Source organism: Roseovarius aestuarii (assembly GCF_019966515.1).
GTDB lineage: Bacteria > Pseudomonadota > Alphaproteobacteria > Rhodobacterales > Rhodobacteraceae > Roseovarius > Roseovarius aestuarii.
Genome location: NZ_JAIMIB010000016.1, coordinates 1 through 26211 on the forward strand (window position 1 = coordinate 1; position 26211 = coordinate 26211).

The following is a 26211-nucleotide window of genomic DNA, read 5'->3' on the forward strand; positions in this document are numbered from 1 at the left end:
CGGCGCTTGCTTCACAGCAAGTCCGCCGCATAATCAAACCAACCAGATGGGTCAGATGCTCTACCGGCTCAGACCGCCCTAAAGCCCAAAACCTCTGATGACGGACAACTGCAATGAGTTTCCATAAGACCCGCCAGATCGGCGTTCGCCCGATCTCGGGTGCGGGCAAGCTTACAGTCAGGTTATGGAGACCGCTTCATCGGCCGACGTCTTCGATCATCGGATCCTTTATGAAGTACTTGCACGATTGCAGGGACGCATATCTTCAAAATTTGAATAAGGAAATCAATTCGAGCCCTCACCAAATGCAGTATGACAAGCGCAGGTAGCCAGCGCGTTTTCAAATTTGCCGCAATCAAAAGAAAGCTCACAAATAGTCGGTTCTTAATTTCGGGAAGTTCCGTTTTCGGTCAAAATGATGTCATCGAATTGTGTCGCGATGTTTTGAAAGCAGCCATCGGAGTCAACGCAACGAATGCCCGATTTGTCCGCATCTGGTCAGTTTGGGTTTACTTAAGCATGCGCAGGTTTGTCGTTGATCATGCAAGAAGTGAAGGTCAATCGGTCTAAGACCCTTCGGGCAAGTTCATCAGCCAATCCAGCCCTTGACCAACCCATTCGGCGGGGATGGAATGGCCTCGCTCGTGCAAACACAATTCCAGAACACGCCCGCTTTCGCTTTGGTCCCATCGCTTGCAGGTAAGGCGCTGATCACCGCTTTCGACGGCGTGACTTTCGCCGGACACACCGTTTAGCCGCGCAAGAATATCAAAACCCTCGGGGATCGGCATGGAATTGTAGATTCCCACCTTATCGAATGCGACCACACGGTCGGACAATCCGTGGATATGGCGCAGGTTGACCGGGCCGGTTGGACAGGTTTCAGGATTGCTGCGCCAAAATCCGCCGGCGATAGGTGCATAGGCGCGAAAGAGGTCTCCGGTATAACAGGCCACATTCCATACCATCGACGCGCCGCGCGAAAAGCCGGACGCAAGGGTTTGGTGCTGATCAATCGGCCAGCGATGGCGAACATCTTCTATTACGGCGCGAATATATACCGCCTCATCTCGTCCGCGCTCGGCCCTGTCGTTTCCGATTTGCCGCCAGTACCCCGTCTGTGCATAGGGTGCCACGAAGAGCGCGCCGCGGTCCGTCACGCCGCGTACCATTCCCCGGTTGCGAAATGTGCCTTCCGGTGAGCCGTTCCAGCCATGAAAATAGACCACAAGAGGAAGCGGCGTCTTTCCGTCCCATCCCGCCGGGGCAGCAGCCAAATAGTATCCACCGCGTACCTCGCACCGGCTTTCACCGCCGCAGGCCAACGTCGCGGCGGGAAGGATGAGAAGGATCAGAAAGAGAGCAATCAAGTGCATCTGTACGCCCCAGTCGTAACATGAGCCAACGATTTGCATTTGATCGGGTGGCTGCAAAGCAAATATTCGTGAAGCGTGCCAACACTCATGTGATAACTTGACTGATTTTGGCGCAGGTTACTTAGGTTTTCTGACAACCTTTCGACAAGACGCATATTTTTTCCTTCGCCGCGGCCCTGCGATCAGGCAATCACGCGGTTTTGCCGTTTTACCGACATCGCCTTGCCATGTTTCTGCCGAATTTCAGCCTTATCGTGACCTTTAATCGCGGGCCCGTCAAAGCGGCGGGCCTGCGGGTCGCGTGGGGGCGTGGTCATTTGGGCAAAAGCGATGAATGGTGCTGCCGAGACAACACATTCGCGGCGCGATGCGCAGAAAAAAGCGGACCAAGCCGCTAACGAAACGGCGGATGCCGGTCAGATTGAGCCAAGTGCGGATGATCTGATCCGCAAGATGATCGTCGCCGAGAAACGCGAGATCAATCGGGCCGCGTTGCCCGAGTTGGAACCGGTCCATCAGCCGGACGCTCCTCAACCCGACCCCAGAGACGGGTTTGTCAAGCACCCGCGAAAGAAGTTTGACTTGATAAAAGCCTTTTCTGCGAAAAAGGCTACGCAGCCCCTCAAGGTGGCGGCAGATTCGTCATCGGGCCAGACGCCGAAGCAGGTAGCGGCCATTATTGCCAGCGTTCGCGGCTATCGACCCACGCTCAAACATACAGTCTATGCCGCGATTGCTGCGGTGTTCTTGGCAAGCCCCTGGGCGATCCCGATCATACTTTTCGTTACATTCTGGGTAGTGCTGATCGCCTATCTTACTCTGGGGCCCGACCGGGTTGCCGAACTGGTTGTCGCGGGCTGGCAAGCCTTGCATAAGCGACGCCCCGCACTGGCCGAAGTTATCCGGCAACGCGCCGAAATGACGGCACTGCGTATCGACGGCTTTCTGGACCGCATGCCGGAAAAGTGGCGGGACGGCATTCAGATACCCGACTTTTCCACGAACAAGGGTGCTGCTGATGATCGCCCTGATCCGTTTGAACGGTTGACGAAAGAGGCGGCGCAAAGCTGAAATCCGATGTCAGCTGGTAACAATTCCGGGGCAGGTGCCTGGGTGCGGGCATCTGCCCTTGAATTTATGCCAAGGCCCACGTATGTCGCGCTTGAGAAGTTTTCTGAGAGAAGTCAGCGCATATGGCACGCACAAACCCGCTTCAGTTCATTCAGCAAGTTCGGGCCGAGGTTTCTAAGGTCGTCTGGCCGACACGGCGCGAGGTGCTGCTGACCACGGTCATGGTCTTCATCATGGCGACGCTGACCGCTGTGTTCTTTGCGCTGGTTGATCTGTTGATCCGCAGCGGGCTGCAGGGCGTGCTTGGCCTGTTCGGATAAGGCATCAGAAAATCATTGACCTACCCTTGAAATCAAGGGCGAACGGGGGTAGTGCACCGCTATCTTAGAGACATGGCGCGCCGCGATTCGAGTTGCGCGCCGATTTTTTGTTTCGGAAGCTCAGGTTGCAAATACCTGAAAGATCAACAAACGCAGGTCGATCGACCCGCAATAACGAGGACAAGGTGCGGAATGGCAAAGCGGTGGTACTCGGTTAGTGTTCTCTCGAATTTCGAGAAGAAGATCGCCGAGCAGATCAGAACATCCGTCGTTGAAAACGGTCTCGAGGATGAGATCGAAGAGGTGCTTGTTCCTACCGAAGAGGTGATCGAAATCCGCCGTGGCAAGAAGGTGACCGCCGAGCGCCGCTTTATGCCCGGTTATGTGCTGGTGCGGATGGAAATGTCGGATCAGGGCTATCACCTGATCAACTCGATCAACCGCGTCACCGGATTTCTAGGTCCGCAGGGCCGCCCGATGCCGATGCGCGATGCCGAGGTGAATGCGATCCTGAATCGCGTGCAGGAAGGCGAAGAAGCGCCGCGCACGCTCATCCATTTCGAGGTGGGTGAGAAGGTCAAGGTCAATGACGGCCCGTTCGAGGATTTCGACGGCATGGTCGAGGAAGTGGATGACGACAACCAGCGCCTGAAGGTGACGGTGTCGATCTTTGGCCGGGAAACCCCGGTCGAACTGGAATACACGCAGGTCACCAAACAGGCCTGACGTGTTCAATTCGTGGGAGGCGGCCGTCACGCGTGACGGCACCGGCACCACGGGCAAACCTGTCCGGCCATCGCGATGGTCCGGATGCTGTAAAAGGAGAAGGCTTATGGCCAAGAAGCTCGCAGGCAAGATGAAGCTGCAAGTGCCCGCCGGTCAAGCGAACCCATCCCCGCCGGTCGGTCCGGCACTGGGTCAGCGCGGCATCAACATCATGGAATTCTGCAAGGCGTTCAACGCCAAGACGCAGGAAATGGAGCCCGGTGCGCCGTGCCCGACCGTGATCACCTATTATCAGGACAAGTCCTTTGACATGGACATCAAGACGCCACCTGCGTCTTACTACCTGAAGAAAGCGGCCAAGCTGAAATCGGCAGCCAAACTTCCCGGTCGTGAGACCGTCGGCCACGTGACCACCAAGCAGGTCAAAGAAATCGCCGAGGCGAAATGGAAAGACCTGAACGCAAACGATGTCGAAGCGGCGATGAAAATCATCCTCGGCTCTGCGCGTTCCATGGGCATCGAGGTGAAGTAAGATGGCAAAACTAGGAAAACGTACCCGCGCCGCCCGCGAAGCATTTGCAGGCAAAGAGAACGTGACCGTCGAAGAGGCCGTCGCGCTGATCAAAGGTAATTCGAACGTCAAGTTCGACGAGACCGTCGAGATTGCCATGAACCTGGGCGTTGACGTACGTCACGCAGACCAGATGGTGCGCGGCGTTGTCGGTCTGCCTAACGGTACTGGTAAGGACGTGCGCGTTGCCGTCTTCGCTCGTGGCCCCAAGGCGGACGAAGCAACTGCGGCTGGCGCCGATGTTGTTGGCGCAGAGGACCTGATGGAAACCGTGCAGGGCGGCAAGATCGACTTTGATCGCTGCATTGCCACGCCGGACATGATGCCGATCGTCGGCCGTCTGGGTAAGGTTCTGGGTCCGCGCAACCTGATGCCGAACCCCAAAGTGGGTACTGTCACGATGGATGTGGCTGACGCTGTCAAAGCCGCCAAAGGCGGCGAAGTACAGTTCAAGGCCGTCAAGGGCGGCATCGTGCACGCCGGTGTTGGCAAAGCGTCATTTGACGAAGCCAAGCTGGTCGAAAACATCCGCGCCTTCGTGGATGCGGTGGCCAAGGCCAAACCCGCCGGTGCCAAGGGCGCCTACCTCAAGAAAATCTCATTGAGCTCAACCATGGGCCCGGGTGTGAGCGTTTCGGTAGATAACGCCGCAGGCAACTAGAGCCTAGATACTTGACTGATTGAGACCCGGCCCTGACGAAGGGCCGGGTGTTTTCTTTTCGCAAATGTCTCATTTGAGCCCTTGCAGAAGTTCAAATTCTTCGCTGCGCGCGCTTGCAGCACGAAAATCGCCGCAGGCGCAAAAATTGCCGCGCCGCAGGGCAGCGGGAAGACCGGTCATTTGGGCGGCTTGCAGAATTCTACGACGGTAAATTCACGCAGCGCGGATAGAACGGCTTTTGCTGCGGAATCTCCAATGACTGCTGATTATGGGAAAGGCGCCATTCCGATCAAGGCAGCGGTGAACATTCACTATGGCATGCATTGATCTTTTGTTCGACTGTCCGTGACTCTAGGTTGTTGCTACGCATCCCTCAGGATCGCATAGATCTCGTCCTTGAGTGTCATGCGGCGTTTGCGCAAATCTACCATGACATCGTCACTGACAGGTTCGACATTGGTTTCGCTTCGATGCACTTGCCGATTGACGTTATGATACTCGTCGAATCGATGCGCGAAGTGCGGGTCCGACATCTTCAGTTCATGCATCTTTGTGGAATATTCAGGAAACTCTTCAGCGAGTTCGTGCGGTACGTGGGACATGTATGGCTCCTGGTTTTGTTTATCGGTTCAGCCGCGGGATTTCGGGTGCAGTGACCCGTGCGGACCGGGGGGTGAGGTGTTCGGTGAATCTTTTGATCGTGCCGCCTTTGCCAGCCGCGTCCCGCCCTTCGATCAGCAACACAAACTTCTGACCCGTTTCCTGCACCCAATGCTGGAGCTTCAGAAGCTCGACCTGAAGCGCAGATTTTTGAACCTCATATTCCTTTCGGCCCAGCCTGGTCTCGTAGGCATATACGCCGGTGTCGAAACCTCTCGCTCTGTCTTTGGCTTCCTTAGGAAGTACAATCTTGCCAGTTTCATTCAACGAAAGGTCACCAGCGTAACCATCTTTCTTTGAGTTACAATTGTTCATTTTTCATCCCGTTCGCGTTGCAACAAATTAGGTATTCTATTCGACATCTGAAGGCCTTGATCTGAGTCAAAAGATCGGGGTTGTGATCGACTATCACGAGAAGATCGAGACACTATAAATAGCGGATGGTTTCGATAGTTTTAGCCCGTCAGTCTAGAAACCCCGTTGCTTCAAGAGTGACTTTTTACTCAATTGGCTTTCACTTTCAGAAGATCACAAAGTTAAGATAAAATATGAGGATGTGCCGCTTTAGAAAGTTGCATTTCACGCGCTAAATTTTCGACTGGATAGATGCAGGATTTATCCACAAAGTCAAAGTCTTCGAGCTTTTCTTTTCGTGCACTTTGATCTCTGGCTCTCATCGCCTCAACACGCAACATCAACCGGTCGTACCAGGTTAAATTTCGAAAGACTCGGCGGCCGCGAAGTGCGATGTGTTTCATTCTAGAAACCAGTTCCGGAGGCAGGCTATCGCCTAACCATGTGTCAAGATCGGGGTCAAGCTGCGGGCCTGAGACAGTGACCATTATCACCGGCTTCCCATCGATTGCAGCGAGATTGTCTTTTACCCATTCACCAATCAAGAGTTTGCCGAAAACAACAGGGCTGGCAATGACTAGGAAATCATACGCCATCGGGTCGACATTCGAGTTGTTGACGCAGCGCACAGGCAACCCCGAAGCATTGCCAATCCAATTGGCGTATTGGGCCGTGCTGCCATATTTGCTGATGAAGTAAATCGCGCCTTTCATGTAAAATCATGATCCCTGTTGTGAATAGTTATGACCCCGCTGCGAGTCTGAAATTCTAACGCAAACCGCGCTTGCTAGGGTTGACACAACTCAACGCACAATCCGATCTGGTATGGTAAAATCGCCTGCCGGAAATCTGCGCTTCAGATTTCTTTCGACAACCATTCGGCCTTTTCAATTTGCGTACGGATCGTTGAGATTTTTTCTTCCAGGCGCCTGCGCTTTTCGGGTTTGGTGGTTTCGCGCAGTTCTTCTTTGAGTTGCGCTTCTTTGGTGGTGAGCTTTTCTATTGCCTTCTCAATGTGGTGCGACTTGATTTTTGCCGCCTTACCTCCGACCAAGCGTCTTTGATATTTGTCCAAGCGTTCGACAATGTCTTTAAAGCCCATCTGTCACCTCTTTATGCGCGCCGAGAAGTTTAATACCGCCTTGCAACGGCATCATGACGTCGTCTCAACTGTTTCGATATCGTCTTCATCAGCGGCCAAGATATGTTCGATCTCGGCCATTGGTCCTTGCTGCTCAGAGTAAAGAAAGCGGGTTGCATCAATGATGTCCTTCATCGCGCGATAGCCGTAGGCGGCGTCATTGAGAAACGACGTGGCCTGTGGCCCGGTCAGCGCCCCCTTGATCATCAGCTTCTCGACATAGTCACCAAGTTCGGCCTTCACCTTCTTGGCGCGCAGGCGTTCTTCCTCCAGCCAGAGGCTGCTGCGCATCTCGGGGTCCGCATCCGCCATTTTTTTAGCCTCGACGATCATGCGCGCCAATTCCGTCCGAACACGGTTGTAAAGCCGGGTGATCTCACCCTGATCTGTTTTGGTAAAGCGAGACATGTTGGCGCGCAGATGTTTGACCTCTTTGACTGCGCGGACCATTTCCTCGGCGGACCTGCGCAACTGGTGCAATGACTGCACCGATGTCTCCTCAAGATCACCGGCAAGCGATGTGGTAATAAACTCCAGTATCTCGGAGTAGAGCGCCTTGATCCGCTGTTCATAGCTGGCTTCGACATCGATCTCATAGGGCTTGCGGGACGCAGTGACATAGGCTTCGATGTCCTGCGCAGCATAAAGCTCGTGCTGGCGCAGATTAAGCGCGTGCAGGATCAGTTCGATGGCGTTGCTTTGTAGATGCGCGATTTCTTTTCGAAGCGCCAGTTCGATCGTGGCGGGAAAGCCGGCCACCGCTTCGCTGATGTAATGCGGTTTGGAAACATCAGGCGTGGCGTCGGGAATGGTTCGGATCAGGAAGGCGATCAGCTTTTGCATCATCGGCACCATCAGGACCACGCCCAGCAGGTTGAAGATGGTGTGGAAGACCGCGAGTTTGAGCGCGTAGTCATCGGGGCGTATTCCAACACCGTCGCTGATGAAATCAACCGCATCGCGCAAAGGCGAGATTAGGGTCAATGCGACGCCCGCGGTGACCATGTTGAAGATCAGATGCGCCAGCGCTAGCCGCTTGCCCTGAAAATTCGCAGTCATGGCTCCGATGATGGCGGTGATCGTTGTGCCGATATTCGCACCGATGGCCAGGGCCAGCGCATTTTCATAGGAAATCTGCCCGACTGCCAAAGCTGTGATGATCAACACCATGGTGGCATGACTGGATTGCATGACGACTGTCGCTGCTGCCCCGACCAGTGTATAGACCATCAGCCCCAGAATGCCGGTCATGGCAAAGCGTGTCAGATCAAACTGATCCTTGAACGCCTCGAACCCTTCTTTCATGTGGTGGATTCCCAGAAACAAAAAACCCAACCCGGCAAGGACATACCCGATACCCCTCAGGTATTTGGATTTCTGAAACACCAGGATGATGCTGATGGCTAGCATCGGCAACGCATAGGCCGATATTTTGACCTTGAGGCCAAATCCGGCAACCAGCCAGGCACCGGTGGTGGTGCCGATGTTGGCACCGAATATGATCCCGACACCTGCGGCCAGAGAGATCAGACCGGCACTGAGGAACGAAATGGCTATGACCGACACAAGTGACGAAGACTGCATGATTGTCGTGCTCAGCACTCCGAAGCTGAGGGATTTGAAAGTCGACCCTGTGGCGCGTTCGAGCAGCTTTTCGAGAAAGCCGCCGCTGAACTGATTGAACCCGTCTTCGAGCATCAACATCCCGAATAGGAAAATCGCGACCCCGGCAGCGATTTCCTGAAAATCCGGGCTGATCCAGAAGCCAAAGACCAGAATGCCCAGGATGACCGGCAGCAGTGTTCTTTTGAATATGCTTTTCATGTCAGGGCAACATCATGCCGCGCAGGGCAAAGTAGAAAATGCTGGCAAGTACTGCCGACACCGGCACGGTGATGATCCATGCCGACACGATCTTGAGAAGCGAGGACCGTTTGACCAGTTGCCGCTTCAACGCCTGCTGCAATTCCTTGCGCTGAGCCGCGGAAATCGTCGCCTCCGGGCCCATCTTTTTCAACCGGTTCAAAATGCGCTTCTTGTCCTCTGGTGGGGCATTCTGAAAGTTTCGCAGTTCCATTTCGACCTTGTTGAAATCGGCTTCTCCCTGGTGACTTTGAATGACGTTTTCAACGACACGTCCGAGACGTTGCTCAAGGAACTCTCGTAGGAAACCAACACCGAACACACCGCCCAATGCAACGTGGGTAGAGCTGATCGGTAACCCTAACTGGCTGGCAATGATGACGGTGATGGCCGCCGCCAAAGCAATACAGAACGCACGGGATCGGTCCAGCTCGGTTATTTCGGACCCGACCGTGCGGATCAGCTTGGGTCCGAACAGCGCAAGGCCGATCGATATCCCGATGGCACCGATTGCCATGACCCAGAGCGGGATGGAAACCTTGGCCCCGCCGCTGCCTTCCGTCAGAACATCGACAATCCCCGCCAGTGGCCCGACCGCGTTGGCGACATCGTTGGCACCATGGGCAAAGCTGAGAAGTGCAGCGGAAAAAATCAGAGGGATTGTGAATAGGCGGTTCACCCCATCACGGTCGGGCGTCAGAAGCGGCGCCTTTTTCGCGATCACCGGTTTGACCAGAAAATAGACGATGAGACCCGCGATCAATCCAAGTAGCAGCGCCACCGGAAAGGAAATCTTCATAAGATGCTTGATGCCTTTCAAGGCAATGTAGGTCGTAAAGGCCCAACCCATCACACCGATCATAATGGGCACGACCTTCTTGGCGCATTCGATCGGATTAGGTTTGAAAAAAACCGATTTCTTGAGTGCATAGAGAAAAAGAGCTGCGATCATTCCGCCTACGACGGGGGACACCACCCAGGATGATGCGATCTTGGCCATCGCATCCCAGTTGACGATGTCCCAGCCCCGGGCAGCAATGCCAGCGCCCATCACACCACCAACGATGGCGTGGGTCGTAGAAACCGGCGCGCCAAGCCATGTCGCCAGATTCAGCCAGATGGCCGCTCCCAAAAGCGCGCCCATCATAACCCAGACAAATACATCCGGGTTGTTGATATCGGCCGGGTCGATAATGCCTTTCTTGACGGTCGAAACCACGTCGCCACCCGCGATAATGGCCCCTGCGGCCTCAAATACTGCAGCGATCAGGATGGCCATGGTCAAGGTCATGGCAAGCGATCCAACTGCCGGGCCAACATTGTTGGCAACATCGTTTGCGCCGATATTCATCGCCATATAGGCCCCGATGACGGCGGCCGATATCAGCATGTAGGATTGCTCCAAATGCGCAAATTGTGTTCCGGTAAAAATGATAACCGCTACGATAAAGAGTATCGCTGTACCAAGCCTACCGACTTCGTCACGGCTGATACCTGCCGCGCGTTCAACGGTATTGTACTCCTTTAATTGCATCTTCCCCTCCCGCAGAAAAAGAGCGCGATACCCGACCGCGCCCACGAACCTGCAATTTTAGAGGAAGCAGAACCGGCTTGCGTTGATACGCATCATTGCATTGCGATTTTATGTCGCAAATCGCACGGATAAGCTGAATTGGGTGCACGATCCGGACGCCTGCTAACAGACACATTGGTACCTTCTGGCTCCAATCTATTTGGTTAGAAACCGGCTTTGGTTGTGCGCCCACCTTGAATAAGGCTTGGTTTATTGCTTCTTCGCGGATGCTGTTTTTCGCAAAGCAAGCAGCGTACCAGAAGGGCCAAGCAATTCGAAAACCACGGTGGTGCCGATGGTGACCGCTAGTATGGTCTCGGCATAGCTCGGAAATTTCTCAGCCGCAATAAGGGCGATGCCCACTGCAACGCCCGCCTGAGGCAGCAAGGCGACACCAAACCAGGGGCGATGCTCAGGTGGCGCCCCGCCGATGATGGCCCCAACCCATCCTCCGACGATACGCGAGACTGTTCGCAGAACGACATAGCCCAGTCCAAGCAACCCGACTTCGCCAAGCGCGCTAACGTCAAGCGATGCGCCGGCAAGGATGAAGAACAGCATCATGAACGGCCATTGAATATGTTCAATCTCGTGAGGGGCACGGGAGTGATGCCGCGCAAAGTTCACGATCACTGCGCCTGCAGTCATGCCAGCGATCAGGAAAGAGACGTCCAGCCACAATGCCAGGCCAGCACACATGAACACAACTCCGAGTGCTTCGGTTTGAAGCGGCTCACCCTTTGCCAATCGACCGGTCAGGTAGGCACCGGGCCAGCCAAGCGCCACGCCAAGTGCCAGTGCGCCGCCGATCTCCCACGCGGCGTCGAACACCGCCCCGTTCGACGCCTCACCGTTCAGCATCCCGACGACTATCAGAACCATAGAAAATGCCAGTACACCCCAGGCGTCGTCGATTGCAACAATACCTGTCAGCGTTTTAGGGAAGGCTCCTTTGGCTTTGGTTTGACGGATCACATCCTGCGTCGCCGCGGGATCGGTCGCCGTGGCAACAGCACCCAGAAGAAGGGCAAGTCCTAGATCGACCCCAATAGCCCAGAGCCCGACACCAACGACCGCAATCGTCACAATCACCACCGACAGTGAAATCGCCATGATCGTCACCCCATGCTTGCGCAAGTTCTTCAGCGATAGCGAATTACCAAGCAGGAAAGCGACCATGGTCAGGGCGGCGATGGTCAGGAACTCGTACCAATAAGCCGTCTCCATTGGCAGCAGGTCCAGGCCAGAACCACCAACCGCGACGCCGCAGAAAAGCAAAAGCGTGACACGGGGCAACCGCGTGCGACGCCCGAACTGATCTGCAAACAGTCCCAACAAGAAGAGTGCGCCCAGAATCAGAAATATAAGATACAATTCCATACCATACCCTAGCCGAACGTCAGGCGGCCGCTTTGCTCCAGGTCAGCTCTTCAGACGAGTGGCCGGTAAAAAAAAGCCCCTACTGTAGGAAATGTCTTGCAGCGGCCGCGTCGAGTTTTTTTGAAACAGACCGCAACGAACCGGTAGCATGCACCCCTCTGATCGGGATAGAGTTGAACGAGCGCTGCGAGGACATCGCTTCGTTGCCGCAACTATGTCGCTGCAAGCCCGACAGTTTTCTGCATAAGCACTAGTCGCGGTCTACAAGTCTGGTTTGTACGCGCCTCGATGGTTAGTCCTGGCCGCAGCGAAAGGGCGGGTTGGATTTCACCGGTTCTGCCCTTTCGAATGCCCGCAAACGGGAAATCCGCTGCATTGCCGAAATTCCGCCGCGGCGGGCGTGAACAGTTTTTGCGTTAGTAATAGCTGCGCGGGCAAAAGGCGGCTAAGTCCGCATTTCAGACATGAGCGCAGACGGGCCACGCTGACCAATTCGAGCCAGTCAACGTTTCAATCCGGCAATGAGCGTGGATTTGCCCGGGAAAATTGGACGTTTCGTGATTTTGCCCTTCACATCCGGTTCATTTCGGCCTATTGGCACCCCCGATGGATCGTCGCGTTCGCGTGGCGATCTGTTGATTCGTCCAAGACGGTGGGTGGGGTTCGCCTCTTAATCTCCTGCCTGAGACGGGAAAGAAACATAATTGGCCGTGGGATGACCTCGGGTGATTTGGTGCTGCCCCGTAATTCGGACTTAAACGCCGGAACTTTGGTTTCGGTAAATCTGAGCCGGGGGGCGCAAGCCTTCCAATACTGGAGTGAAACTGTGGATAGAGCCCAGAAAGAGAAAGTGGTCGAGGAACTCGGCCAGATCTTCGAAAGCTCTGGCGTCGTAGTGGTTGCCCACTACACGGGTCTTACAGTTGCAGAGATGCAGGATCTTCGTGCTCGCGCCCGCGACGCCGAAGCCTCCGTTCGCGTCGCTAAGAACAGGCTCGCCAAAATCGCCCTTGACGGAAAGCCATGCGCAAGCATCGCCGACTATCTGACGGGTATGACCGTTCTGACCTTCTCGGAAGATCCTGTGGCAGCTGCCAAGGTCGCCGAGGGCTTTGCCAAGGATAACAAGAAGTTTGAGATCCTTGGCGGGGCAATGGGTGAGACCGCTCTGGACCGTGCCGGTGTTGAAGCCACCTCGAAACTGCCGTCGCGCGACGAACTGATCGCGACCATCGCCGGCATGATCGGGGCACCTGCTTCGAACATCGCGGGGGCCATTGGTGCACCTGCTTCTAACATCGCGAGCATCCTTTCGACGATCGAAGAACGGGCGGAAGCCGCCTGAAGCAACTTGTAACATTCGCGTAGGGTTGATTTCCCGACGTTGGAACACATCTAAACGGAAAGAGTCTAAAATGGCTGATCTGAAAAAACTGGCAGAAGAGATCGTTGGTCTGACGCTTCTCGAAGCACAAGAACTGAAAACTATTCTGAAAGACGAGTACGGCATCGAGCCCGCAGCTGGCGGCGCAGTGATGATGGCTGGTCCTGCAGATGCTGGTGGCGAAGCTGCTGCTGAGCAAACCGAATTTGACGTTATCCTGAAATCGGCCGGTGCGTCGAAAATCAACGTCATCAAAGAGGTTCGCGCCATCACCGGCCTGGGCCTGAAAGAAGCAAAAGACCTGGTCGAAGCTGGCGGCAAAGCTGTCAAAGAGCAGATCTCGAAAGACGAAGCAGAAGAGATCAAAGGCAAGCTGGAAGCAGCAGGTGCCGAAGTCGAACTGAAGTAAGTCTTGCCGGGGCAACCCGGATGAAAATTTGGCTGGGTCCGGCAACTTCCGGGCCCAGCCGAACCTGTCTTAGAAAGGGCTTTGCGGTAAGCATCGCCCAGAGTCTTTTCTAAGATGTGGTTCGCGATCGGGAGGCTTGTGGTGGGACATGAGCCGGGAATTGACCGTAACCCATCGTCTCGAAAGGACGCGGTGCAGGAGCCCGACTGCATGCGCGACCGGTGAGAAATGAAAGGTGACATCGACCATGGCTCAGACCTACCTCGGCCAGAAACGTTTACGCAAATATTTCGGCAAGATCCGCGAAGTGCTGGACATGCCAAACCTCATCGAGGTTCAGAAATCTTCTTATGATCTTTTCCTGGATTCCGGCGACCAGCCCGAGCCGCAGGATGGTGAAGGCCTGAAAGGCGTCTTTCAGTCGGTATTCCCGATCAAGGATTTCAACGAGACCAGCGTGCTGGAATTCGTGAACTACGATCTGGAAAAGCCAAAATACGATGTCGAAGAATGCATGCAGCGCGACATGACCTACTCAGCCCCGCTGAAGGTTACTCTGCGTCTGATCGTGTTTGATGTCGATGACGATACCGGTGCGAAATCGGTCAAGGACATCAAAGAGCAAGACGTGTTCATGGGCGACATGCCCCTAATGACGCCGAACGGTACCTTTGTCGTGAACGGCACCGAGCGCGTGATCGTCAGCCAGATGCATCGCTCACCTGGTGTGTTCTTTGATCATGACAAGGGCAAGACCCACAGCTCGGGCAAACTGCTTTTTGCCTGCCGCATTATCCCCTATCGCGGCAGCTGGCTGGACTTTGAATTCGACGCGAAGGACATCGTGCACGCGCGCATTGACCGCCGACGCAAACTGCCGGTGACAACGCTTCTCTATGCGCTTGGTCTGGATCAGGAAGGCATCATGGATGCCTATTACGACACTGTCGATTACAAGCTGAAAAAGAAAAAGGGCTGGGTCACCAAGTTCTTCCCCGAGCGTGTGCGCGGCACTCGCCCGACCTATGATCTGGTGGATGCCAAGACCGGTGAGGTGATTGCCGAAGCTAGTAAGAAAGTCACGCCGCGCGCGGTCAAGAAACTGATCGACGAAGGCAAAGTGACCGATCTGCTGGTTCCGTTCGAGCAGATCGTCGGCAAATTCGTCGCCAAGGACATCATCAATGAAGAAACCGGTGCGATTTATGTCGAGGCCGGGGATGAATTGACGCTGGAATACGACAAGGAAGGCGAGATCAACGGCGGGTCGCTGCAGGAACTTCTGGATGCGGGCATCACCGACATCCCGGTTCTGGACATCGACAACGTCAATGTCGGCCCGTACATGCGCAACACCATGGCGGTGGACAAGAACATGGGCCGCGTCAGCGCGCTTATGGATATTTACCGCGTCATGCGTCCGGGTGAACCGCCCACTGAAGAGGCTGCGTCGGCCCTGTTTGACACGCTCTTCTTCGACAGCGAACGTTATGATCTTTCTGCCGTTGGCCGGGTCAAGATGAACATGCGTCTTGATCTTGATAAAGAAGACACGCAACGCACGCTGGATCGCGAAGACATCGTGGCCTGCATCAAAGCGCTGGTCGAGCTGCGCGACGGTAAGGGCGATATCGACGATATCGACCATTTGGGTAACCGCCGGGTCCGCTCGGTCGGGGAGCTGATGGAGAACCAGTATCGCGTCGGCCTTCTGCGGATGGAACGTGCGATCAAGGAACGTATGTCGTCGGTCGAGATCGACACGGTGATGCCGCAGGACCTGATCAACGCCAAGCCTGCCGCTGCTGCTGTGCGTGAATTCTTCGGTTCCTCGCAGCTTTCGCAGTTTATGGACCAGACCAATCCACTTTCTGAAGTGACCCATAAACGCCGTCTCTCGGCGCTTGGACCGGGCGGTCTGACCCGCGAACGTGCCGGTTTCGAGGTGCGCGACGTGCACCCGACCCACTATGGCCGGATGTGTCCGATTGAAACGCCGGAAGGGCCGAACATTGGCCTCATCAACTCGCTGGCCACTTTTGCCCGCGTGAACAAATATGGCTTCATCGAAACGCCTTATCGCAAGGTCGAAGACGGCCATGTGACCGACGAAGTGCAATACATGTCTGCCACCGAGGAAATGCGTCACACCGTGGCTCAGGCCAACGCGACGCTGGATGACAAGGGCAACTTCATCAACGATCTGGTCTCGACCCGCCAATCGGGTGAGTACATGCTCGCCCCGCGCGAGAATGTGGACCTGATCGACGTGTCGCCCAAGCAGTTGGTCTCGGTCGCGGCCTCGCTCATTCCGTTCCTGGAAAACGACGACGCCAACCGCGCCCTGATGGGATCGAACATGCAACGGCAGGCGGTCCCAACCCTGCGTTCCGAGGCCCCGCTTGTGGGCACCGGCATCGAAGGTGTTGTGGCGCGCGACTCGGGTGCTTCGATCCTCGCGAAACGTGCGGGTATCATCGACCAGGTTGACGCGACACGGATCGTTGTCCGTGCGACCGAAGACCTGGAACTGGGCGATGCGGGTGTGGACATCTACCGCATGCGCAAATTCCAGCGGTCGAACCAGAATACCTGCATCAACCAGCAGCCGCTGGTGAAAGTGGGTGACACGGTGATGAAGGGCGAAGTGATTGCCGATGGCCCCTCGACCGATCTGGGCGAACTGGCTTTGGGTAAAAACGTGGTCACGGCCTTCATGCCGTGGAATGGCTATAACTTCGAGGACTCGATCCTGATTTCCGAACGGGTGGCGCGTGATGACGTGTTCACCTCCGTTCATATCGAGGAATTCGAGGTGGCCGCCCGCGACACCAAGCTGGGTCCGGAAGAAATCACCCGCGACATCCCGAACGTCGGCGAGGAAGCCCTGCGCAACCTCGACGAGGCGGGTATCGTATATATCGGTGCGGATGTAGAGCCGGGCGATATTCTGGTCGGCAAGATCACCCCGAAAGGTGAATCGCCGATGACGCCGGAAGAAAAACTTCTGCGCGCCATCTTCGGTGAAAAAGCCTCGGACGTGCGCGACACCTCGCTGCGCGTGAAACCGGGTGATTTCGGCACGGTTGTTGAGGTCCGTGTCTTTAACCGCCACGGTGTGGAAAAAGACGAACGTGCCTTGCAGATCGAACGCGAAGAGGTCGAGCGCCTGGCGCGTGACCGTGACGACGAGTTGGCCATTCTTGACCGCAACATCTACGCCCGTCTGAAATCGCTGATCATGGGCAAGGTCGCCGTCAAGGGCCCCAAAGGTGTCAAATCCAACTCTGAAATCACCGAAGAGTTGCTTGAGATGCTGACCAAGGGCCAATGGTGGCAACTGGCGCTCAAGGACGAGAAAGACGCTCAGATCGTTGAAGCCCTGAACGAGCAATATGAGGCGCAGAAGCGTACTCTGGACGCGCGTTTCGAGGACAAGGTCGAGAAGGTGCGTCGCGGCGACGATCTGCCCCCGGGCGTGATGAAAATGGTCAAGGTGTTCATCGCGGTGAAGCGCAAGCTGCAGCCGGGTGACAAGATGGCTGGCCGTCACGGCAACAAGGGTGTGATTTCCAAGGTTGTGCCGATGGAAGACATGCCGTTCCTTGCCGATGGGACGCCGGTTGATTTCTGCCTCAACCCGCTGGGCGTGCCCAGCCGGATGAACGTCGGTCAGATCCTTGAAACCCATATGGGTTGGGCCGCGCGCGGCCTTGGTGTCAAGATCGACGAAGCGCTGCAGGAATACCGTCGTTCGGGCGACATGACCCCGGTGCGTGAAGCGATGAAAATTGCCTATGGCGATGATGTCTACGACGAAGGCATCGCCGGCATGGATGAGGATCAGCTGATCGAAGCTGCGGGTAACGTCACCGGTGGTGTGCCGATCGCAACGCCGGTCTTTGACGGTGCGAAAGAAGCCGACGTCAACGATGCGCTTCGCCGCGCGGGCTTTGACGAAAGCGGTCAGTCGGTTCTGTTTGACGGTCGTACCGGCGAGCAGTTTGCCCGTCCGGTGACAGTAGGCGTCAAATACCTGCTGAAGCTGCACCACCTCGTCGACGACAAGATCCACGCCCGGTCGACCGGTCCGTACTCGCTCGTCACGCAGCAGCCGCTGGGTGGTAAGGCGCAGTTCGGTGGTCAGCGCTTCGGGGAAATGGAGGTCTGGGCTCTGGAAGCTTACGGCGCCGCCTACACCCTGCAGGAGATGCTGACGGTCAAGTCGGACGACGTTGCCGGACGGACGAAAGTCTACGAAAGCATCGTCAAGGGCGAGGACAATTTCGAAGCCGGTGTGCCTGAATCGTTCAACGTTCTGGTCAAAGAGGTCCGTGGCCTCGGCCTGAACATGGAACTCCTGGACGCGGAGGATGCGGAATAACGGTGGGGCTAGCCCCACCTCCCTTCCAACGCCCGAATTCAAGGATTTGAAAATGAACCAGGAACTGACAAATAACCCGTTCAACCCCGTAGCACCCGTCAAGGTGTTTGACGAAATCAAGGTGTCTCTGGCAAGTCCCGAGCGCATCTTGTCGTGGTCGTTCGGTGAGATCAAAAAGCCCGAGACCATCAACTACCGGACCTTCAAGCCCGAGCGTGATGGCCTTTTCTGCGCGCGGATCTTTGGCCCGATCAAGGATTACGAATGTCTCTGCGGCAAATATAAGCGGATGAAATATCGCGGCGTTGTCTGCGAGAAATGTGGTGTGGAAGTCACGCTGCAAAAGGTCCGCCGCGAGCGCATGGGCCACATCGAACTGGCCGCGCCCTGCGCCCATATCTGGTTTCTGAAGTCGCTGCCAAGCCGCATCGGCCTGATGCTGGATATGACCTTGCGCGATCTGGAACGGGTGCTCTATTTCGAGAACTACGTGGTGATCGAGCCGGGCCTCACTGACCTTACCTATGGCCAGATGCTCAGCGAAGAAGAGTTCATGGACGCGCAGGACGCCTATGGTATGGACGCCTTCACCGCCAATATTGGCGCTGAAGCCATCCGCGAGATGCTGCAAAACATCGACCTTGAGGCCGAAGCCGAGCAACTGCGCGCCGATCTGGCCGAAGCCACCGGTGAGCTGAAGCCCAAAAAGATCATCAAACGTCTGAAAGTCGTTGAATCTTTCCTCGAGTCCGGCAACCGTCCGGAATGGATGGTCATGACCGTCATTCCGGTCATTCCGCCCGAGCTGCGCCCGCTGGTGCCGCTAGACGGGGGCCGCTTTGCCACCTCGGACCTCAACGACCTCTACCGCCGCGTGATCAACCGCAACAACCGCCTGAAACGCCTGATTGAGCTGCGCGCGCCCGATATCATCGTGCGCAACGAAAAGCGGATGCTGCAGGAATCCGTTGATGCGCTCTTTGATAACGGCCGCCGCGGCCGCGTGATCACTGGCGCCAACAAGCGCCCGCTGAAATCGCTTTCCGACATGCTGAAAGGCAAGCAGGGCCGTTTCCGTCAGAACCTTCTGGGGAAACGCGTCGACTTCTCGGGTCGTTCGGTGATCGTGACCGGGCCGGAGCTAAAGCTGCATCAATGCGGCCTGCCCAAGAAGATGGCGCTGGAGCTGTTCAAGCCGTTCATCTACTCGCGGCTGGAAGCCAAAGGCATGTCTTCGACTGTGAAACAGGCCAAGAAGTTGGTGGAGAAAGAGCGCCCGGAGGTATGGGACATTCTCGACGAGGTGATCCGCGAACACCCCGTCATGCTGAACCGTGCGCCGACGCTGCACCGCCTGGGCATCCAGGCGTTCGAACCGGTGTTGATCGAAGGCAAGGCCATTCAGCTGCATCCACTCGTCTGTTCGGCCTTCAACGCCGACTTTGACGGTGACCAGATGGCTGTGCACGTGCCGCTGAGCCTTGAGGCCCAGCTGGAAGCGCGGGTGCTGATGATGTCGACGAACAACGTTCTCAGCCCTGCCAACGGCGCGCCGATCATCGTTCCGTCGCAGGACATGGTTCTGGGTCTTTACTATGTCTCGCTTCAACGCGAAGGCATGAAGGGCGAAGGCATGGCGTTCTCGTCCATCGAAGAGGTTCAGCATGCGCTGGACGCGGGCGAGGTGCATCTGCACGCCAAGATCACCGCGCGGGTTCCGCAGATCGACGAAGAAGGCAACGAGGTGATGATCCGTGTGGAATCCACTCCGGGCCGTGTCCGTCTGGGCGCGCTTCTGCCGAAGAACGTCAAGGCACCGTTCAGCCTGGTCAACAAGCTTCTGCGTAAGAAAGAAGTGCAACAGGTGATCGACACCGTCTACCGCTATTGTGGTCAGAAGGAATCGGTTATTTTCTGCGACCAGATCATGACCATGGGCTTCCGCGAAGCGTTCAAGGCCGGTATTTCCTTCGGTAAGGACGACATGGTGATCCCCGACAGCAAATGGGGCATCGTTGAAGAGACCCGCGATCAGGTCAAAGGCTTTGAACAGCAGTATATGGATGGCCTGATCACGCAGGGCGAGAAGTACAACAAGGTGGTCGATGCCTGGTCGAAATGTAACGATCAGGTCACTGAGGCCATGATGGGCACCATCTCGGCCCTGCAAAAGGATGAGGAGGGTGTCGAAGCCGAACCGAACTCGGTTTATATGATGGCCCACTCGGGTGCGCGTGGCTCGGTCACGCAGATGAAACAGCTGGGCGGCATGCGCGGCCTGATGGCCAAGCCGAACGGCGACATCATCGAGACACCGATCATCTCGAACTTCAAGGAAGGTCTGACCGTTCTTGAATACTTCAACTCGACCCACGGGGCGCGGAAAGGTCTGTCGGATACGGCGCTCAAGACCGCGAACTCGGGTTATCTGACCCGTCGTCTGGTGGACGTGGCGCAGGATTGCATCATTCGCGAGCATGATTGTGGCACCGACCGTGCGATCACCGCCGAGGCCGCCGTCAATGACGGTGAGGTTGTGGCAACCCTGGGCGAGCGCATTCTGGGCCGTGTTGCGGCCGAGGATATCCTGAGCCCGGCCACCGATGAGGTGGTGATTGCCAATGGGACGCTTATCGACGAGCGCATGGCAGACGCTGTGGAAGACGCGGCGGTGCAGACCGCCCGTATCCGCTCGCCTCTGACCTGCGAGGCTGAAGACGGCGTTTGTGCCATGTGCTATGGTCGTGACCTTGCACGCGGTACAATGGTCAATAACGGTGAGGCCGTCGGCATCATCGCGGCGCAGTCCATCGGCGAGCCTGGCACACAGCTGACGATGCGGACCTTCCACATCGGCGGTGTTGCCCAAGGTGGCCAGCAATCGTTCCTCGAGGCCAGCCAGGAGGGTGTGATCGAGTTCGAGAACGCTCAGACACTGGAAAGCTCCATCGGCGCGACGCTTGTGATGGGCCGCAACATGAAGTTGCGCATCATGGGAGAAAACGGCGTTGAACTGGCCAGCCATAAAGTGGGCTACGGCACGCGTCTTCACGTCAAGGAAGGCGACAAGGTTTCCCGTGGTGACAAATTGTTCGAATGGGACCCCTACACCCTGCCGATCATTGCCGAAAAAGCCGGTACAGCGAAATTCGTTGACCTCGTCAGCGGCGTTGCCGTGCGCGACGTGACCGACGATGCTACAGGCATGACCCAGAAGATCGTGACCGACTGGCGCGCGGCCCCCAAGGGCAACGAGCTGAAGCCGGAGGTTCTGGTGGTCGGCGCCGATGGCGAGCCCGTGCGCAACGATGCGGGCAACCCGGTGACCTACCCGATGTCGGTCGACGCCATTCTCTCGATTGAGGACGGTCAGGAGATTGAGGCCGGTGACGTGGTCGCGCGTATTCCGCGTGAAGGTGCGAAAACCAAGGACATCACCGGTGGTCTGCCGCGTGTGGCCGAGCTTTTCGAGGCGCGCCGCCCCAAGGATCACGCCATCATCGCCGAGATCGACGGGTACGTTCGTTACGGCCGCGACTACAAGAACAAGCGCCGTATCAGCATCGAGCCCGCCGACGAGTCAATGGAGCCCGTCGAATACATGGTGCCCAAGGGCAAGCACATTCCGGTGCAGGAAGGTGACTACGTCCAGAAGGGCGACTACATCATGGACGGTAACCCGGCCCCGCATGACATCCTGAGTATCATGGGTGTCGAGGCGCTGGCAGATTACATGATCGACGAGGTGCAGGAGGTCTATCGTCTTCAGGGTGTGAAGATCAACGACAAGCACATCGAGGTCATCGTGCGTCAGATGCTGCAGAAATGGGAGATCCTGGACAGTGGCGACACCACGCTGCTTAAAGGTGAAAACGTGGATAAGCAGGAATTCGACGAAGCCAACGCCAAGGCGGTTTCCAAAGGTGGCCGCGAAGCCAAAGGCGAGCCGATCCTGCTGGGCATCACCAAGGCGTCGCTGCAAACACGTAGCTTTATCTCGGCGGCTTCGTTCCAGGAGACCACACGGGTTCTGACCGAGGCTTCGGTGCAGGGCAAACGTGACAAGCTGGTTGGCCTGAAAGAGAACGTGATCGTGGGGCGCCTGATCCCTGCCGGTACCGGTGGTGCGACGCAGCAAATGCGCCATATCGCGCAACAGCGTGACAATGTCGTCATTGAAGCGCGCCGGGAAGAAGCCGAGGCCGCGGCAGCTCTTGCTGCACCGATCCCGGATGACATCATGGAAGGCGACGAGTTCGAAAACCTGGTGGAAACGCCCGAGGAAAGCCGCGAAGAATAGCCTCGCGCTTTAGCCAACTTGATCAAGCCCCGTTGGAACCAACGGGGCTTTTTCTTTGGCAGCCCAGTAACGGCTCAGACGTGTGACGAGATACGATCAATGACCGTAGCTAATCCCTTGAGCGTTTTGTTATCTTCGTCGCGCACGGATTGCGATATTGCGCTTTTGACTAGCGGATCAGGGGTGAGTCGCGCGATCCTAAGATCGTGGGCTTGCAGCGCGGCGCAGACGGTCGTTGATTGCCCTTCCTAACCCGTGATTGGGAATGGGTGATACGGCGATGGTTTCGGCTCCCATCGCATCCAGAGAATGTAAGTGTCGAAACAGGTTTGCGGTCGCTTCGGTCAGGTCGCCGGCGGGTGACAGGTTCAGGTCGGCATCGACAGGCCCGAACCCCAGCAAAACCTCGCCGGTGCGCTTTTCCGTGGCTTCCAGTCGGACCTGTGCATTGGGCGCGTAATGAGAGGCAAGCTGACCCGGTGCTGTTAGCGGGTCGCAATTGCCACGCGTGTCTAAAGTGTCATGCAAAGCGGCCTCGATCGCTTCAACGGGCAGGCCGCCTGGGCGCAGCAGCGTTGGCGTGCCTGCGAGGCCAAGAATGGTGGACTCAACCCCAACCTCGCAGGCGCCGCCATCCAGCACGGCGGCGATCTTGCCGTTAAGCCCGGCTAACACATGATCTGCCGTCGTGGGGCTGATCCGGCCTGACGGGTTAGCAGATGGCGCAGCCACCGGGCCACCAAACGTGGCCAGCAGATTTTGTGCCACCGGGTGCGCCGGTACACGAATTGCCAGGGTGGGCAGATCGGCGGTGACCAGTGGTGACAGGCCAGTGCCGGGTTTCAGCGGCAACACCAGTGTCATCGGGCCCGGCCAGAACGCTTGCGCAAGGATATCCGCCTGATCCGGCCATTCGACAAATTCGCGCGCGGCAGAGATTGAATTTACATGTACAATCAATGGGTTGAATCGCGGTCGCGCCTTGGCTTCAAAGATACGTGCCACTGCCATATCGTTACGTGCGTCGCCCCCAAGCCCGTAAACTGTCTCGGTCGGGAAGGCGACAAGCCCGCCGTCGCGCAGAGCCGATGCGGCGGCGTCATATCCGTCTGCATCTGGCGAAAATACTCTGGTTTGCATGTCAGGCCCCATTTTCTGACGCGGCGTTTTGGTTGATGGTCCCGGGCGATCGGATAGGCTAGATCGCGGATGGAATGCATATAGGCTGCGACGGGCGATGCCAAGCCGCCCCGCATGTCAGATCAGGAGTTACTCATGCCGTATCGCGCGCCGGTTGAGGAATACAGGTTTTTGTTCGATCACGTGGTCCGGATGGATCAGGTCAGCGGTACCGACCGCTTTGCCGAGGCGACCCCGGATATGACCAGTGCGATCCTGTCTGAGGCCGGGCGTATGTGTGAAGAGGTGCTCTATCCATTGCAGCGTAACGGTGATCTGCATCCCGCCAGGCTGGAAAACGGCGTTGTTCGGACCAGTCCGGGTTTTACCGACGGGTACAGGGCCATTGCCGATGGCGGCTGGGTGTCGATCAGTGCCGACCCCGAACATGGCGGCATGGGTCTGCCGATGGCCGTCACGACTGCGGTCAATGAGATGATGGCGGCGGCATGCCTTAGCCTGCAGCTGAACCCGCTGATGACCCAGGGCCAGATCGAAGCGCTGGAACATCACGCCAGCGATGAGATCAAGGCGCTGTATCTGCCCAAACTGGTAAGTGGCGAATGGTCGGGCACGATGAACCTGACAGAGGCACAGGCGGGCAGCGATGTCGGTGCCTTGCGGAGTAAGGCGGAACCTAATGGCGATGGCACCTATGCCGTGACTGGTCAGAAAATCTATATAAGCTGGGGCGACAACGATTTTACCGGGAACGTCTGTCACCTGGTTCTGGCGCGGCTGCCGGACGGGGTGGAGGGGACCAAGGGGATCAGCCTTTTTCTGGTGCCGAAATACATTCCCGATACCGAGGGCAACCCAGGCGTGGCCAACAGCCTGAATGTGGTCAGCCTTGAACACAAGCTGGGCTTGCATGGCAGCCCGACAGCGGTGATGCAGTTCGATGGCGCAACCGGTTGGCTGATTGGCCATGAACATGACGGGATGCGAGCGATGTTCACGATGATGAACAATGCCCGCCTTGGCGTGGGCGGGCAGGGGATCGGTGCGGCGGAGGGCGCCTATCAGCACGCACTGGCCTATGCGCTGGAGCGCAAACAGGGCCGCGGTCCGGTTGAGGGCGGCACTGGCACCATCGCTGACCACGCCGATGTGCGGCGGATGCTGACCACCATGAAGGCCGACATATTCGCGGCCCGGTCAATCGCGCTGGCCTGCGCCGTGGCCATCGACATGCAGAATGCGACCGGCGGCGATGACTGGGCGGCGCGGGCAGCTTTTTTGACACCGATTGCCAAGGCGTTTGGCACCGAGACCGGGATCGAGGTCAGCAACATGGGCATTCAGGTGCATGGCGGCATGGGGTTCATCGAAGAAACCGGTGCCGCGCAATATAACCGCGATGTACGTGTCACCGCGATCTATGAGGGGACCAATGGCATTCAGTCTATGGACCTTGTGGCGCGCAAGCTGATGGATGGGGGCGAGGCGGCAAACGCGCTGCTGGATGAAATCGAAGCTCAGGCCGAAACAGCGCGCCATGATTTTCCTGAGCTGGCCGAGCCGGTCTGGCAGGCGTCCGAGACCCTGCGCGAAGCGGTGGAATGGATGCTGGAACAATCGGATATGAACCAGCGTTTTGCCGGATCGGTGCCGTTCCTCAAGGCGTTTGCCCGTGTCCTGGGCGGGCATTTTCACCTGTCCGCCGCGATTGCTGAAAAGGGCAGCGGCCCGCACAGCAAATTGGCGCGATTCTACATCGAACGCCTCTTGCCGGAGCACATGGGTCTTCTGGCGCACGCCACGGCGGGTGCCGAAGATCTCTATGCACTCAGCGTCGAAGATCTGGGCGCATGATGGACGGAGCGGGCTGTACCATACGCTATCCGTGGGAGGAGCCGCCCGAACACGGTCAGGCGACCCAAGTGGCCAAGGGCGTGCTGTGGATTCGTCTGCCCCTGCCGATGGCGCTCGATCATGTGAATATCTATGCACTGGACGAGGGTGATAGCTGGACCATCGTTGATACCGGCATTCATTCACGTCGGTCGGTGGCGTTGTGGGAAAGCGTTCTGAGCGGGCCACTGGCAAGTAAGCCGGTGGGCCGGGTGATCCTGACCCACCATCATCCTGATCACATTGGCATGGCCGGATGGCTGATGGACCGGTTCGGCGCCGGGCTGACCGCGACGCGAACAAGCTGGCTGATGGCGCGCATGCTGATCCTTGACGAAGAAGAACGGCCAACCGCGCAGGCGTTGAAGCTTTGGCGCGCGGCGGGGATGGACGAGGCGATTTACGATGAACGCAAGAACGCCCGCCCCTTCAATTTCGCTGATACCTGCCACCCGCTGCCGGTGGGTTATACCCGTGTCAAAGATGGCGATGTGCTGCGCGCCGCAGGGCGTGACTGGGACGTGCGTACCGGCAACGGCCATGCGCCCGAACATCTGACATTGTGGAGCCGTGACGACAATCTAGTGCTGGCGGGGGATCAGATACTGCCCTCGATCAGCCCCAATATCGGCGTCTATCCGACCGAGCCTGAGGCCGATCCGCTGAGTGACTGGCTGGCGTCATGCACGTATTTCGCGACGCTTGCACGTGAGGATCATCTGGTGTTGGGCGGGCACAAGCTACCCTTCACCGGCCTGCCCATGCGGATGCGGCAACTGGCCGAAAACCATCATGGCGCACTCTTGCGTCTGCGCGACCATTTGCGCACCCCACGCACCGCTGGTGAATGCTTTGCGCCGCTTTTCAAACGCAAAATTGATCATGGCACCTATGGGTTGGCTCTTGTCGAAGCGGTTGCGCATCTCAATCATCTGCATCAGGCTGGAGACGTGATCCGCACCACTCGTGAAGATGGGGCGTGGCTTTGGCAGATGAAGGAATGAA

At 57.0% G+C, this 26211-nt stretch carries 21 protein-coding genes and 1 pseudogene; 12 read left to right on the forward strand and 10 right to left on the reverse strand.

Annotated elements, in window-relative coordinates; genetic code table 11:
- Positions 1–566 precede the first annotated feature (566 nt).
- Entirely contained in the window at positions 567–1376 is an 810-nt protein-coding gene (locus LC334_RS16955; protein WP_085801614.1) for an alpha/beta hydrolase family esterase, read from the reverse strand.
- 182 nt (positions 1377–1558) lie between these two features.
- Complete coding sequence (locus tag LC334_RS23095; protein ID WP_263286547.1) at positions 1559–1693, reverse strand: hypothetical protein; 135 nt, start codon at positions 1691–1693, stop codon at positions 1559–1561.
- A gap of 13 nt (positions 1694–1706) precedes the next feature.
- On the opposite strand from LC334_RS23095, the gene LC334_RS16960 reads away from it, so the two are divergent.
- The 6 genes from LC334_RS16960 (at position 1707) to LC334_RS16985 (ending at position 5052) form a co-directional block, all read left to right on the forward strand.
- Entirely contained in the window at positions 1707–2447 is a 741-nt protein-coding gene (locus LC334_RS16960) for a hypothetical protein (RefSeq protein ID WP_085801613.1), read from the forward strand.
- Positions 2448–2569: 122 nt separating this feature from the next.
- Positions 2570–2767, forward strand: a complete 198-nt coding sequence (secE, locus tag LC334_RS16965; protein ID WP_085801612.1) for a preprotein translocase subunit SecE — start codon at positions 2570–2572, stop codon at positions 2765–2767.
- A 192-nt stretch (positions 2768–2959) separates the two neighbouring features.
- The gene (gene nusG, locus LC334_RS16970; protein WP_085801611.1) at positions 2960–3493 is read left to right on the forward strand and encodes a transcription termination/antitermination protein NusG; all 534 of its coding nucleotides are present in this window, start codon (positions 2960–2962) and stop codon (positions 3491–3493) included.
- A gap of 106 nt (positions 3494–3599) precedes the next feature.
- Positions 3600–4025 (forward strand): 50S ribosomal protein L11, encoded by a 426-nt coding sequence (gene rplK / locus LC334_RS16975; protein ID WP_085801610.1) that lies wholly within the window; start codon positions 3600–3602, stop codon positions 4023–4025.
- A gap of 1 nt (position 4026) precedes the next feature.
- Positions 4027–4725, forward strand: coding sequence for a 50S ribosomal protein L1 (gene rplA, locus LC334_RS16980; protein ID WP_085801609.1), 699 nt, complete (start codon positions 4027–4029; stop codon positions 4723–4725).
- Positions 4726–4806: 81 nt separating this feature from the next.
- Positions 4807–5052 carry a hypothetical protein gene (locus tag LC334_RS16985; RefSeq protein ID WP_139836464.1) on the forward strand — a complete coding sequence of 82 codons (246 nt, stop codon included), beginning with the start codon at positions 4807–4809 and terminating at the stop codon, positions 5050–5052.
- Positions 5053–5087: 35 nt separating this feature from the next.
- Here LC334_RS16985 and LC334_RS16990 read toward each other — a convergent pair whose 3' ends face one another.
- The 7 genes and pseudogenes from LC334_RS16990 to LC334_RS17020 all read right to left on the reverse strand — a co-directional run bounded on the left by LC334_RS16990 (position 5088) and on the right by LC334_RS17020 (position 11696).
- Complete coding sequence (locus LC334_RS16990; RefSeq protein WP_085801608.1) at positions 5088–5327, reverse strand: YdcH family protein; 240 nt, start codon at positions 5325–5327, stop codon at positions 5088–5090.
- A 34-nt stretch (positions 5328–5361) separates the two neighbouring features.
- Positions 5362–5700: pseudogene (locus LC334_RS16995) on the reverse strand (hypothetical protein); the annotation flags it as partial.
- Between the two features lie 221 nt (positions 5701–5921).
- Entirely contained in the window at positions 5922–6452 is a 531-nt protein-coding gene (locus LC334_RS17000) for a flavodoxin domain-containing protein (protein WP_085801606.1), read from the reverse strand.
- A 143-nt stretch (positions 6453–6595) separates the two neighbouring features.
- Entirely contained in the window at positions 6596–6841 is a 246-nt protein-coding gene (locus LC334_RS17005) for a hypothetical protein (protein WP_085801605.1), read from the reverse strand.
- 51 nt (positions 6842–6892) lie between these two features.
- Entirely contained in the window at positions 6893–8704 is a 1812-nt protein-coding gene (locus tag LC334_RS17010; RefSeq protein WP_085801604.1) for a Na/Pi cotransporter family protein, read from the reverse strand.
- Between the two features lies 1 nt (position 8705).
- Positions 8706–10277 (reverse strand): inorganic phosphate transporter, encoded by a 1572-nt coding sequence (locus tag LC334_RS17015; protein ID WP_085801630.1) that lies wholly within the window; start codon positions 10275–10277, stop codon positions 8706–8708.
- Positions 10278–10526: 249 nt separating this feature from the next.
- Complete coding sequence (locus LC334_RS17020; RefSeq protein WP_085801603.1) at positions 10527–11696, reverse strand: cation:proton antiporter; 1170 nt, start codon at positions 11694–11696, stop codon at positions 10527–10529.
- 826 nt (positions 11697–12522) lie between these two features.
- Between LC334_RS17020 and rplJ the strand changes: the two genes are divergently transcribed.
- The 4 genes from rplJ (at position 12523) to rpoC (ending at position 22173) form a co-directional block, all read left to right on the forward strand.
- Positions 12523–13041: a 50S ribosomal protein L10 gene (gene rplJ / locus LC334_RS17025; protein ID WP_085801629.1), complete on the forward strand. Its 519-nt coding sequence runs from the start codon at positions 12523–12525 to the stop codon at positions 13039–13041.
- A gap of 70 nt (positions 13042–13111) precedes the next feature.
- A complete protein-coding gene (gene rplL / locus LC334_RS17030; protein ID WP_085801602.1) occupies positions 13112–13489 on the forward strand; it encodes a 50S ribosomal protein L7/L12 in 378 nt (125 codons plus the stop codon).
- 247 nt (positions 13490–13736) lie between these two features.
- Complete coding sequence (rpoB, locus tag LC334_RS17035; RefSeq protein ID WP_085801601.1) at positions 13737–17873, forward strand: DNA-directed RNA polymerase subunit beta; 4137 nt, start codon at positions 13737–13739, stop codon at positions 17871–17873.
- Positions 17874–17925: 52 nt separating this feature from the next.
- Positions 17926–22173 carry a DNA-directed RNA polymerase subunit beta' gene (rpoC, locus tag LC334_RS17040; RefSeq protein ID WP_085801600.1) on the forward strand — a complete coding sequence of 1416 codons (4248 nt, stop codon included), beginning with the start codon at positions 17926–17928 and terminating at the stop codon, positions 22171–22173.
- 198 nt (positions 22174–22371) lie between these two features.
- Here the strand turns inward: rpoC and LC334_RS17045 are convergent, their stop codons facing one another.
- Positions 22372–23313, reverse strand: a complete 942-nt coding sequence (locus tag LC334_RS17045; protein ID WP_139836463.1) for an L-threonylcarbamoyladenylate synthase — start codon at positions 23311–23313, stop codon at positions 22372–22374.
- Between the two features lie 135 nt (positions 23314–23448).
- Between LC334_RS17045 and LC334_RS17050 the strand changes: the two genes are divergently transcribed.
- Together LC334_RS17050 and LC334_RS17055 are read left to right on the forward strand one after the other, a co-directional pair.
- Entirely contained in the window at positions 23449–25167 is a 1719-nt protein-coding gene (locus tag LC334_RS17050) for an acyl-CoA dehydrogenase (protein ID WP_085801598.1), read from the forward strand.
- Positions 25167–26210, forward strand: coding sequence for an MBL fold metallo-hydrolase (locus LC334_RS17055; RefSeq protein ID WP_139836465.1), 1044 nt, complete (start codon positions 25167–25169; stop codon positions 26208–26210). Before LC334_RS17050 ends, LC334_RS17055 begins: the two co-directional genes overlap by 1 nt.
- The last annotated feature ends 1 nt before the right edge of the window (position 26211 follow it).

What these genes read in the sequence shown, in the direction of transcription:
- LC334_RS16955 (WP_085801614.1), bottom strand. Translation starts at nt 1,376, where the DNA reads ATGCACTTGATTGCTCTCTTTCTGATCCTTCTCATCCTTCCCGCCGCG.
- LC334_RS16990 (WP_085801608.1), bottom strand. Translation starts at nt 5,327, where the DNA reads ATGTCCCACGTACCGCACGAACTCGCTGAAGAGTTTCCTGAATATTCC.
- rplL (WP_085801602.1), top strand. Translation starts at nt 13,112, where the DNA reads ATGGCTGATCTGAAAAAACTGGCAGAAGAGATCGTTGGTCTGACGCTT.
- LC334_RS17015 (WP_085801630.1), bottom strand. Translation starts at nt 10,277, where the DNA reads ATGCAATTAAAGGAGTACAATACCGTTGAACGCGCGGCAGGTATCAGC.
- LC334_RS16960 (WP_085801613.1), top strand. Translation starts at nt 1,707, where the DNA reads ATGAATGGTGCTGCCGAGACAACACATTCGCGGCGCGATGCGCAGAAA.
- rplK (WP_085801610.1), top strand. Translation starts at nt 3,600, where the DNA reads ATGGCCAAGAAGCTCGCAGGCAAGATGAAGCTGCAAGTGCCCGCCGGT.
- LC334_RS17010 (WP_085801604.1), bottom strand. Translation starts at nt 8,704, where the DNA reads ATGAAAAGCATATTCAAAAGAACACTGCTGCCGGTCATCCTGGGCATT.
- LC334_RS17045 (WP_139836463.1), bottom strand. Translation starts at nt 23,313, where the DNA reads ATGCAAACCAGAGTATTTTCGCCAGATGCAGACGGATATGACGCCGCC.
- secE (WP_085801612.1), top strand. Translation starts at nt 2,570, where the DNA reads ATGGCACGCACAAACCCGCTTCAGTTCATTCAGCAAGTTCGGGCCGAG.
- LC334_RS17000 (WP_085801606.1), bottom strand. Translation starts at nt 6,452, where the DNA reads ATGAAAGGCGCGATTTACTTCATCAGCAAATATGGCAGCACGGCCCAA.
- nusG (WP_085801611.1), top strand. Translation starts at nt 2,960, where the DNA reads ATGGCAAAGCGGTGGTACTCGGTTAGTGTTCTCTCGAATTTCGAGAAG.
- rpoC (WP_085801600.1), top strand. Translation starts at nt 17,926, where the DNA reads ATGAACCAGGAACTGACAAATAACCCGTTCAACCCCGTAGCACCCGTC.
- rplA (WP_085801609.1), top strand. Translation starts at nt 4,027, where the DNA reads ATGGCAAAACTAGGAAAACGTACCCGCGCCGCCCGCGAAGCATTTGCA.
- LC334_RS17005 (WP_085801605.1), bottom strand. Translation starts at nt 6,841, where the DNA reads ATGGGCTTTAAAGACATTGTCGAACGCTTGGACAAATATCAAAGACGC.
- LC334_RS17020 (WP_085801603.1), bottom strand. Translation starts at nt 11,696, where the DNA reads ATGGAATTGTATCTTATATTTCTGATTCTGGGCGCACTCTTCTTGTTG.
- LC334_RS17055 (WP_139836465.1), top strand. Translation starts at nt 25,167, where the DNA reads ATGGACGGAGCGGGCTGTACCATACGCTATCCGTGGGAGGAGCCGCCC.
- LC334_RS23095 (WP_263286547.1), bottom strand. Translation starts at nt 1,693, where the DNA reads ATGACCACGCCCCCACGCGACCCGCAGGCCCGCCGCTTTGACGGGCCC.
- LC334_RS17050 (WP_085801598.1), top strand. Translation starts at nt 23,449, where the DNA reads ATGCCGTATCGCGCGCCGGTTGAGGAATACAGGTTTTTGTTCGATCAC.
- rpoB (WP_085801601.1), top strand. Translation starts at nt 13,737, where the DNA reads ATGGCTCAGACCTACCTCGGCCAGAAACGTTTACGCAAATATTTCGGC.